Below are 10,939 nucleotides of genomic sequence, written 5' to 3'. Positions count from 1 at the left end.
GTGGGTGATTTTGATGGGGATGGTAAGGATACCTTTGCGGTGCGCCGCGGAAATACCTTCTATGTCCAGAACTCGCTAGTTGGTGGGAATGCTGAGCAGGTCTTCTCCTACGGACGCGCCGATGACCGGGTCTTCGCCGGGGACTTCGACGGGGATGGTAAGGATACTTTCGCGGTGCGCCGCGGAAACACCTTCCACATCAGTAACCGCCTCACCGGAGGAGATGCTGAAGCGACTCTTGCCTATGGGCGCCACGCTGATACGGTCTTCCTCGGGGACTGGGACGGCAACGGAACGGATACCCCGGCCGTGCGCCGATAGAACGAGTGAGATCCCCCTGTATTTTCACCTTTAAATATTAAAAGAACCCCGATGCGTCGCTACTTATGGTGACGACACATCGGGGTCCTTTGTTGCATCGCGTAAAGATAAAGCTGAGAAACATCTTCTTGGTTAGTAGCTCGAAGATCACTAAAATGAAACAACCTCGCATTTGCCAAGGTCAGAGGGCTGTTTATTCCGCAAGGGCAGCGTTGAGTGCTCTCGTATTCCTCGAAATCACATGACTCTAAACAAATACAGTAAGAAACTCGGTATTGTCATCTTGTCACTATAGCTGGTGCAAAATATCAAGTCACAGTGTCAAGAATGTGCGCGTCGAAGTGTGCCCTCGGTGGCGCTGTTGAAAGGATTGCAGATGAAACTACGGGAAGAAAAAATTGGACAGGGGGTGAATCGGCTTCGCACCATCGCCGCGGGTTTGGTTTCCGGAATTATGGTTACCGGCGCTACGCTCGGCACGGCTTGGGCTGCGCCGGATAACACCGCTCCGACCCTGGAAATACAAAACGTCACAATCGCGAGCACATATCCCTTCGATCTGAAACGCATGATCGTGAAAGCCGGGGACGCAGAAGATTCTCAGCTCGGAAGTGATGACGTTGTCGTTACGAATAAGGGTGGTTTCACGGAAGGGAAAGATAAACCGAAGTATTCCGTGTATAACAAGGTTCGGGATTACACCATCGAATTCTCCCTCACTGATAGTGGAGGGAAGACCACCAAAGCTACAGGAACGGTAACAGTCGTTCCGAAGCGCCACCTGGAACGCTCCCATTCGTCAGCGAATGTCCTCGGTCGGGATACTAAGTATGGGAATACCCCGACCGAATCAAATGTGGCATTCCCCGCCGATCAGAGCACACCGTATGAATTCAAGCTGAAGTATGTTGATGATCAGACGAAAGAACCCGTTGCCGGGTTGAATCTCTGGTTCGAACGCAATAGCGAGATTATCAACGGAAATAAAGGGAAATTCTTCACCACTGATGCTAATGGTGAGATTAGTTTCTCGATGACTCGTGAGGAACTTGCCGCCTATTCCGAGGCGGATAAGCCCAACAAGCATTATCTCACTGGCTATGATCCAGCCGCACATATGAGATTTCTACAGCTCGTTGAGAAATTTGAGTACTCTCCGCATTTGATGGCAATCTATGATCCGACACCGGGCCTTCCCATTGAGAAAGCGCACTACATCTATCCGGATGGCTCCACGCAGAATTTCAATATTGGTCTGTGGGGAGAAAAGCAAAATCGGGTCAAGTTCAATGCTATCGATACCGTATACGAGATTGAGGAGGGCAGTGACTTCTATACAGGACCTCAACGGAAACAGGAAGAGGTCGATAAAGCCCAGACTAACCTAAAGAAACTTGTTGATTCGTATAGCTATTTGAAGAATTCGGGTACTGAAGAGAACCCTGATTATCAGTGGACCACCATCCTTAGCGGAAACGATGCGCCTATGTATCGCGTAGCTTCCGGTAGTGTGGATACGTCCACCCCAGGCGAGTACCAGCTCACGTTACAAGCAGGTCCTTTTGCTGATTGGATTTGGCAGGACAATGAGATGGGCCTTCGTTCCTATGCGGAAGATACCGTAAAGGTTCGGGTTGTTCCGAAGCCTGTTGTGAATTTCAAGCAGCTCCTTCCCGATGGTTCTACCAAGGCCGAATCTTCAGTTAAGGTAAGTCGTAATACTGTGGTTTCCCAGCCGGGTTTCCCGACCGTTAACACGGAAGAAAAGGATCACGTTTTCAAGGGATGGTTCAAAGATGAAAGCTTCACACAGCCTTTCGATTTCACCACCCCGATTACGGCTGACACAACTGTGTATGGACAGTGGGCTGCCGTCGCTAAGTACACGGTTACTTTCGATACTCGTGGCGGAAACGTAATTCCTTCCCAGCAGGTTAAAGCTGGATCTCCCGCACAAGAACCTGAGAATCCGATTAAGGAAGGTCATGCCTTCATCGCGTGGTATCTCGATGGTCATCAATATGATTTCGCTACCCCGGTTAAATCTGATATTACTTTGACTGCGGAGTGGGATCAGATTCTATACAACGTTACTTACCGTTATGACGATGGGGTAACACCGGATGGTAACCGGCAGGTACTTCATGGCAAACAGGCCGAAAATATCGCACCTCCTGTTCGGGATGGATACAAGTTCATTGGCTGGTTTAAGGACGGTCAGCCTTATGATTTCTCCACTTCAGTTACGGGTGACATTACTCTCACTGGTCAATGGGAGAAAATAACAACGAAGCCTGGTGGTGATCCGGGGACGAAGCCTGGTGGTGATCCGGGGACGAAGCCTGGTGGTGATCCGGGAACGAAACCGGGGACTCCCAGCCCTAATCCCACCAATTCGGGTACCGACAATGCAATCAGTTCCACTTCCGCCAAAAAGCTCGCGCATACAGGAACGGCAGCAGCTGGTGGTATTGCAGGAGTTGTACTGCTTCTTGCCACCGGCCTTGCCTTCGTTCGGTTGCGCCATTGGGACAGAAAATAACTACGGCAAGTAGCCACTACGGTTACGGGAAAACAGTAATGTAAACGAAGCCTCTGGAAACGAAGCTATAAAAGCTTCCTCCAGAGGTTTCGTTTACGTGGTAACGGTGCCGGCTTTCTATACTGCTGAGTGGCATTGCTCGCCAGGGTAGGAAATGAACAAGAGTTACCTGGAGACTTGATAATAAACGAAACAGGTCCGCTGCACTTCGGCAACGGACCTGGATGGTAAAAGAATTGTGAGTTATGCACCGCGGCGGCGCTTGGCAGCCCGCCGCTGCGCCAATTCATCAACCACTTCTTCTTCAGCACGTTCGGTGGGAAGTTCTGAAAGCGAACCCTGGATTTCACGCCAGACACGGCCAACCGCGATGCCGAAAACAGCCTGGCCACCCTTGACCAAATCAATGACTTCATCATCGGACGTGCATTCGTAGACCGAAGCGCCGTCGGACATGAGGGTGATGCCGGCCAGATCTTCCACCCCGCGATCCTTGAGCTGCGCAATAGCAACCCTAATTTGCTGGAGCGATACCCCGGTATCCAAGAGGCGCTTGACCACCTTAAGGACCAGAATGTCCTTAAAAGAGTAGAGCCGCTGGCTGCCGGAACCCGAAGCGTTTTGGACGGTAGGCGAAACGAGGCCGGTCCGATCCCAGTAATCGAGTTGGCGGTAGGTGATGCCTGCGGCCTTGCAGGCGATCGGACCGCGGTAGCCGGTTTCGGCGTCGAGCTCGGGAAGAGGATCGCCGAAGAGCATCGGTTGGGTACGCCGATACGTCGCGTCCTGGGCAGTCGCGTCGCTCATAGTCTCTCCGTTTCGCAGCGTGGATTCTGGCCGGTTGCCAGTGTTAGCTACCACGATATAGCAGGCCGGCCAGCAGGTCAGCGCCCGGTGCGGCGTGTCTAAAGCTCAACTTGAGCTTTAGGGGAAGGTGCCGCAAACAAGCACCGTTTACTACTCCCCTAGCTTACCGCACCCATCCTTGAGATTGGCTAGTTGCCGCCACTTAAAGCCCGCGGCGCCGGCACGCTCCCACATGAGAAGCGGCCGGCGCCGTCGTTCTCACCGCGATGTGATAAAAGATACACGCGGTGTTATTGTGACAGTTGAGGTACCTGAGGCAAGCGTGCGAGATACCGCGCGCCAGCCCTCAGCGCACCGTTCAATCAGCCCTCGTAGGCAGCAATCTCCGCGGCGATGCGTTCCTTGAGCGAGGCCGGCGCCCAGGAAATATCCACCGCATTGCGCGCGAAACGCTTGAGGGTCTCCTTATCTACTCCGGCTTCGTCTGCCACGCGTTGGTAATTCTCCGCGATATAGCCACCGAAATAGGCCGGGTCGTCCGAATTGACAGTAACCTTGACCCCCCGCTTATCCAGTTCGGTGAGCAGTCCCACCTTAGAGCCGTCGGACACCCAGGTATTGGAGATCGGGCAGGAGGTCAGACCGATACCGTGCTCAGCCATGTATTCCACCAACTCGGGCTTTTCCACCACATTCGTACCGTGGTCCACGCGGTCTACACGCACATCCTCGAGAACCTGACGAATATGCTCCGCTGAATCTGCAATATCGACGTCGCAGTGCATCGTCAGCTGATAGCCCAGCTCGCGGGCCTTCGTGAACACCGCCGCGAACTTGGAGGGCGGGTTGCCGGTTTCATCCGAATCAAGCCCCACGCCGATAATCCAGGGGCGGTACGGCAGGGATTCCAGCAGGGTTGCCATGGCGTATTCGGCCTGGAAATCCCGCAGGAAACACATAATCAGAGCGCTGTCCACACCCAGCTGTTCGCGCGCCTCAATCTGGGCACGCCGCAGCCCGGTGATGACGGTATGGAATTCCACCCCGCGCGAGGTATGCGCTTGCGGATCGAAGAACATCTCCACGTAGCGAACGTTTTGGCGCGCTACCTTGTGGAAATACTCCATCGCGAGGTCATAGAAATCTTCCGCGGTGAGCAGCACGCTCATGCCTTCGTAATACGCGTTCAGGAAGGAAGCGAGGTCATTGAATTGGTAGGAAGCCCGCACCTCCTCTTCGCTGGCGTAGGGAAGCTCCACACCGTTGCGCGCGGCGAGCTTGAATTTGAGATCGGGTTCCAAGGTGCCTTCAATATGCAGGTGGAGCTCAACTTTGGGCAGACCCTGCACGAAGGGGGATATCGCAGTCATATTTTTCCTTTCTGCGTGGTTACGTTCGCGGGTACGCGTTACGTTACCGCGTTGCAATAACGGGGTCGACGACGTCAAATTTGACGCAGTCAATGAGGCCGAGATCGGTGATCGCCCAATCGGGAATCGCGGTGATGGACAGGAAGATGAGCTGGCCAAAGGGCGAATCGAGATCCGCACCCAGCACCTCCCGGGCAGCCCGGTCCATCTCCGCTTCGGCGGCGGCCATATCTTCGGCTACCAGGTCGGCAACAATGCCACCCACCGGGAGGGGCAGCGAGGCAACAACCTCGCCATCACACACCGCAACCTGTCCCCCGCCCAGGCGGGAAACTTCGTTAATCGCCAGCGCGATATCCTCCGGGTTTACTCCCGCGCACACCACATTGTTATCGTCCGGGGCCGCCGAGGTGGCAATTGCCCCGCGCTTGAGGCCGAAGCCCTGAATAAAAGCAACGGGCAAATTCGTGGTTTTGCCGTAGCGTTCCGCTACGCATACATAAATGGCATCCTGGGCAGTATCGGGTTGTACTTTGCCGTCCACGACCTCGAGTTCCACCTCAGCGCCGGGGCGCTTGAAGGCAACATCCTTGGAGAGCACGATGGTGCGCACTCGCGCCGAGGTAGCCGAATCGGCAACCCGAACTGCGATGCGATCAGCGCCGACCGGGGCGAGCTTGAAAGTATCGAGCACCGCGGCGGTACGCTGCGGCGCATGCGGGGCGTGCACCGCAGCACCGTTCTGCGCCACGATCCTCCCACCCTTGAGGACCGTGCGGGGCCGGAAATCATCGAGGGAATCAACGAAGAGAATATCCGCGAAACGCCCCGGAGCAATCGCACCGATGCGGTCATCGAGTTGGAACATCCGCGCGGTGTTAATCGTGGCCATCTGGATCGCGGTGACGGGATCAATTCCCTTCGCAATGGCCAGGCGCACCACGTAATCGAGGTGGCCGCGGCCCAAAATATCGGTGGCCGTCACATCGTCGGTACAGAAACCAACCCGGTGGGCGGGTGCGCCCATCTCGGTGATGAGCTTAATATTTTCCTCGAGCATCGGGGCGGCGGTGGATTCCCTGATAAGGATATTGATGCCGTTGCGCATCTTCTCCAGTTCTTCTTCAGGAGAATATGATTCGTGACATAGAGTTACGCCCGAAGCTGCGTAGCCAGCTACCCGGCGGGCATCCACGAGCGGTGCGCAGCCAAAGGCGTGCAGGCGGTTTTCCTCGGCCAGGTCCATGGCGGTGAGGACTTCTTCATCACCGTATTCCACCATTTCCTGCACGGTTTCCCACAGGCCCACGCATTCGGGCATGCGCTGAACTTTCCGATGGTCTTCCACCGCGAAACGGTGCCCGACGGTAGATTCAGGAACCGTGTAGGGAGCTTTAGCGGGCGCACCCCACCACACTCGCATGGAGGATTCTTCGGCTTCGGCCAGGAATTCCTTGACGCCTTCCAGGCCTGCGGATACCAGGATCTGGTCGAGGCCGGAAATAACGGAGGTTGTTCCGTAGCGGGATACCAGATCCGCGAACATCGTCACGGAGAGCTTGGAGCATTCGATGTGCTGATGCCCGTCAATGAGACCGGGAGTCAGATAGGCGCCGTCGGCATCAATAATGGTGGTGTTCGGGCCGCGCTGCGCGTCCACGTTCCCCACCGCGGCCACGCGCCCGTAAGCGATGGCGACGGAGGCGGGGTAGGTTTCCCTAGTGAGAACGTTTACCAGAATTCCGTTGTTAATAATGGTGTCGGCGTGGGCGCGCCCGTAGGCGACATCAAGAAGCTGACGATGAGGCATGAGTTTCTCCTAAAAATAATGACGTTGTTGCGGGGTGACGGTATGCGGCCTTTAGGCAGCGGTAATGAAGGCCCGGCGGGCAGCGCGTTCGCGTTCGCGCACCGGGCGCAGAGCCAGGTAGATTAGCGCGGAGGCGATCACTCCGGCGGGAATGGACAGATCGGGTGCCGTGGCGGGTACGTCCACGAGAAGTCGGGTGAGCGGGCCCACCAGGTAGCCAGAGTTTGTGAAGAGCGCTGAGCAGAGCATGCCGCCCAGCAGCGCGGCCATTCCGGACCAACGCACCCCGCCGATTCCCCAGTAGGGGCCGTGGGATTCAATCGCGAGGCCGGAAAGATGGTAGGTGCCGTGCCGGGCCACCCAATCCAGCAAATATACGGTCACCCACGGCGCCAGCCAGATGCTTAGCGAGGCGGCGAAAGCATTGAGGAGGCTGTAGAACGCTTCCTGCTGGATCGCGAAAATGCAGATGGCCACGCAGATGAGGCTGTCGATGCACACGATAACCATGCGCGGAACGTGGATACCGGCGGTCTGCAAATTCAGGCCGGAAGAATAGAGGTTGGTGCCGTTTTGGAGCAGCAAACCGACCATAACAAGAATGAGGAAAGGTACCGCAAACGCCGGGCTGAGGATCGCCGGGACGGCCAGCGGATTAGAAAGTTCCACCTCAGCGGGAACCGCTACAGTCGCCATCGCGGCCCCGAGGGCCTGGAGTAGCACGTAGGGAATAAACCCACCCAGCGCCGCCCAGGTTCCCACTGCGAGTGGCGAAGAATGAGCGGGTAGATAACGGGAGAAATTTGCTCCGCTGGGCGCCCAGGAAAGCCCGCCCGAAACAATAACGAGCGAGGTTGCAGAAATCAGGGTGAAGAGTGAATCGGTACCCGCGGAGGAGCCCGGCGCGGCCTGCGGAATAATCAGGGCTGCTAACACAATAAAAGCCACCGTGAAAATCATGGTTGCGTATTTTTGTGCTGCCATGAGTATCCGGTGGCCAAGAAGGGGAAGAAGAAGCTGAATACCCGCAAGAAGAACGACGACGGTAATCTGCGCGCCGCCCTCCAGGGCGATACCCGCACGAGCGAGGAGTGCCTCACAGGCATAGTAAACGAGAATGAGTCCCCCGGCTTCGAAGCCGATGAGCATCAGCCAGGACAAAACTCCATTAATACGAGCTCCGCGAGTACCGAGTGATGCTCGCGAAATGGTCATCGTGGTGGTGCCGGTTAGTGGCCCTTGAATGGAGGTTAGCGCGAGAAGCGGGTATGCGATAACGTTGCCGATTACGATAACGGCGAGCGCTTGCGTGAATGAAAGTCCGTAAAGCAGCACCAGCATGGCGCCGTAGGACACGGTAAAAATATTAGTGGTTGTGCCCGCCCACAGGAAGAAAAGATCGCGGGGGCGACCGTACCTTTCGTGGGGCGATACAAGGTCGATACCTTGGGTTTCCACAGAACCTGACATTAATTGTCTCCTGCTAGTTGAGGTGCCCAGCATGACCTGGGTTCGGTTCAATCGATATGAAGTTGTACTGCCACCTTACTCCTGAGTGGGTGGTGCTGTCTGCCTGACGTGGTTCATTTTTGCGCAAAAGGCTACTTGCCGGAGCGGCGAGCGGGCCTTAGTGCATTAAGACGAGGTTGAAAACATGCCCCGTGAGCGCGGCGGTGGAACGCACCTTAGCGCAGTTCCACTTCGACGTTTTCCGTGAGAAGAGCGCCGTAAAGCCGCGCGATGGTGGTGCCGTCTTCGGCGGCCTGGTTGAGGGCGCGCTCGGAGGCAACCGGTGTTTTCTTTGCCAGCTCGGTAGCTAGCTGGGTGGTAATCATCACGGCTTGAGCGTGTGCGGAATTTTTGACGCTGCGAATCTGACGTAGATCATAACCGGCTTCCAGCAGCATCACGCAGTAACGCACAATATCCGCCGATTGGGCGGATAGGCGCCCGCGTGCGTCGGTAGCAAGGATGCCAGCGGTGACGAGCTCCTCAATGGTGCCCAGAGCCGCTCCGGTCATATCGGCCAGTTCGGCTTGAGTAATACGTTCGCCTGGTTTCGGGCGGCGCACTTCCGGTGCGGCGACGGCGCGCATTCCCCCGGGGCGCCCCGGGGCCTCAATGATGCCCTCGTCGAGCTGACGCAGCTCCTCCCGGATTTGATCGAGGGGTAGGAAACGATCACGCTGTTCCCTCAGGATGAAGCGCAAACGCTCGGTATCCGAGGTGGAAAAAAGTCGCTGATTAGTAGCGGTGCGATAAGGGGAAATAAGATTAATGGATTCGTAATGCCGGATCTTCGACACCGAGAGCATGGGGAACTCGTCCGTGAGTGCACGGCGAACCTCCCCGATACGCAGAGTTGGTTCGTGGCTGAGGTCATGGGGCCAGGTGCTCGGGCTGCCATCCGTCCGCATGCGGCGCGGCGCGCAAGTGTGCGGGAAGGAAGAATCCGAAGTGGCCGTAGAAGCGCGAGATATCACCGGTGTATCACGCACCGGCTCGCGAAGCGTAGAAAGTTAACCGGAATTTTCCGATTTGGATCTCATCACCGGTGCGGAGTACAGCGTCATCGACTCGTTCCCGATTTACGTAAGTGCCGTTGAGAGAACCGGAATCACGCACGTGGAACGTATCGCCGCGGCGGAAGAACTGAACGTGCTTACGGGAAACAGTGACGTCGTCAAGAAAAATATCGGCGCGTGGGGAACGTCCCGCATTCGTCACTTCCCCATCAAGTAGGAACCGAGCTCCGGAATTGGGACCGGAGAGCGCAATAAGGAGCGCGGAGCCGGCAGGGAGCGCATCAATAGCGGTACATTCTTGCGGACTGAGATGCCGTTCGGCCACCGGTTGATCAGGTTGCGCGCCGATAGCGGTGAAGCGAGAAGTTTCCGTAGGCGCGGGTGCGGCCGACCTCGGATCAAATTGTTCAGCCATATGACTTCTCCTTCACTGCCCTGGGGCGCTCCCCGGGCGCGTCTTTATCGGTAACAATCCTATAACGATTCGGGGTGATAACTCTAGTGAGGCTATCCGTTCCGAAAGATACGTCAGAGCCGTTGTGTCGGAGTGATGGCACCGGCTAGGCGTATCACAGTTCCGAGGGAAGAGCGTGCTACGTCACCTTCTGAGATTTGTATTTGTCTGCGCTCATGAGGTAATCTCATGTGGTCCACGTGGCGATGACCCGGTGTTGAAATCAGGTTTTCGGAACGGGGGTAGCGCTAAGTTTTCTTATCGCTTCGGGCTATGGCGCAGTTTGGTAGCGCACTTGACTGGGGGTCAAGGGGTCGTGGGTTCAAATCCCGCTAGCCCGACAATGTGATGTCCCGCGTCATAGGTCCGCCTGTGACGCGGGATTTTTCGTGTTTTCGGGCGGGATGTCTCACGTGATATGTCCGGGTATGTCCCGCGTCATGTGTCCGTTTTTCTTCGTGTTTTTCTTTTGGTAGTTCCGGGTCGGGTCGATGGTGAACTCGGCGATTATTTCCCCGCTGGCTCGGTTGATGATCAGGACGTTGGGGCCGTGGGTAAGAGCGATGACTGCCTGTCCTTGGTGGGCTCTCCCGATTCCTAGATGGCGTAGTTTGCCGGCGTAACGCAAGGTGATGGTGCCCGAGGTGTCTATTTTGTCGATACGCACTCTCCAGTACGCTTCACATGCCTTATTTTGTGGGTGTGGGTGTGGACGTATGTCGTGGGACATGCGCGGACGTATGTCGTGGGACATGCGTGTTTAGGTTGTGGTGGGGTGGGATGGACATATGTCCTGAAACTAGACACCGCTAGCCCGACAAAAAGTCCGGTATCAAGCCAAAACTGATACCGGGCTTTCTTGGTAGAAGAGCAATCCTATGTTGAACCTCATGTTGATTTGAGGCTAATGGACAAAAGTGTGGCTAGTGACGGCGTGTCGTTGGCTTAGAACCGACTTGGATCCGTACGAACTGGATGATCCACAGACAAAGCGCGAGGGAGAGCACCGTTTGAATCCGATTTCGTGTCCCTAACGCGCTGTGAGACTTGTGTGTAGCTGATCTGGGATCGGCTGGCAGGATAGATCATAGCCACGGTGGCGTGCCCCGC

The 10,939-nt window shown here is 56.1% G+C and carries 7 protein-coding genes, 1 tRNA gene and 2 pseudogenes; 3 read left to right on the top strand and 7 right to left on the bottom strand.

Features of this window, described 5'->3' with window-relative positions; genetic code table 11:
- A pseudogene (locus tag ACRQEG_RS09335) lies at positions 1 to 321 on the top strand (ExeM/NucH family extracellular endonuclease); the annotation flags it as partial.
- 376 nt (positions 322 to 697) lie between these two features.
- Entirely contained in the window at positions 698 to 2,863 is a 2,166-nt protein-coding gene (locus tag ACRQEG_RS09330; protein ID WP_435730828.1) for an InlB B-repeat-containing protein, read from the top strand.
- 243 nt (positions 2,864 to 3,106) lie between these two features.
- Here ACRQEG_RS09330 and ACRQEG_RS09325 read toward each other — a convergent pair whose 3' ends face one another.
- From ACRQEG_RS09325 to ACRQEG_RS09300, 6 genes are all read right to left on the bottom strand, one after another.
- Entirely contained in the window at positions 3,107 to 3,670 is a 564-nt protein-coding gene (locus tag ACRQEG_RS09325) for a MerR family transcriptional regulator (protein ID WP_320758282.1), read from the bottom strand.
- Positions 3,671 to 4,032: 362 nt separating this feature from the next.
- Complete coding sequence (gene add / locus ACRQEG_RS09320) at positions 4,033 to 5,040, bottom strand: adenosine deaminase (protein ID WP_320758281.1); 1,008 nt, start codon at positions 5,038 to 5,040, stop codon at positions 4,033 to 4,035.
- Positions 5,041 to 5,083: 43 nt separating this feature from the next.
- The gene (locus ACRQEG_RS09315) at positions 5,084 to 6,850 is read right to left on the bottom strand and encodes an adenine deaminase C-terminal domain-containing protein (protein ID WP_320758280.1); all 1,767 of its coding nucleotides are present in this window, start codon (positions 6,848 to 6,850) and stop codon (positions 5,084 to 5,086) included.
- A 51-nt stretch (positions 6,851 to 6,901) separates the two neighbouring features.
- Positions 6,902 to 8,320: a purine-cytosine permease family protein gene (locus ACRQEG_RS09310; RefSeq protein ID WP_320758279.1), complete on the bottom strand. Its 1,419-nt coding sequence runs from the start codon at positions 8,318 to 8,320 to the stop codon at positions 6,902 to 6,904.
- Positions 8,321 to 8,535: 215 nt separating this feature from the next.
- Positions 8,536 to 9,348 carry a transcriptional regulator FtsR gene (ftsR, locus tag ACRQEG_RS09305; RefSeq protein WP_435730830.1) on the bottom strand — a complete coding sequence of 271 codons (813 nt, stop codon included), beginning with the start codon at positions 9,346 to 9,348 and terminating at the stop codon, positions 8,536 to 8,538.
- Entirely contained in the window at positions 9,341 to 9,790 is a 450-nt protein-coding gene (locus ACRQEG_RS09300) for an FHA domain-containing protein (protein ID WP_016442798.1), read from the bottom strand. The genes ftsR and ACRQEG_RS09300 overlap by 8 nt, the downstream gene beginning before the upstream one ends.
- A gap of 306 nt (positions 9,791 to 10,096) precedes the next feature.
- Between ACRQEG_RS09300 and ACRQEG_RS09295 the strand changes: the two genes are divergently transcribed.
- A tRNA-Pro gene (locus ACRQEG_RS09295) sits at positions 10,097 to 10,170 on the top strand.
- 68 nt (positions 10,171 to 10,238) lie between these two features.
- On the opposite strand, the pseudogene ACRQEG_RS09290 reads toward ACRQEG_RS09295, so the two are convergent.
- Positions 10,239 to 10,505: pseudogene (locus tag ACRQEG_RS09290) on the bottom strand (hypothetical protein); the annotation flags it as partial.
- Positions 10,506 to 10,939: the final 434 nt, after the last annotated feature.

The sequence above is a fragment of the Actinotignum stranguriae genome, assembly GCF_051265215.1.
In the GTDB taxonomy this organism is placed as follows: Bacteria; Actinomycetota; Actinomycetes; order Actinomycetales; family Actinomycetaceae; genus Actinotignum; species Actinotignum schaalii_C.
Note: the sequence above shows the minus strand (reverse complement) of the source record. Positions and strands in the feature narration are given on the sequence as shown.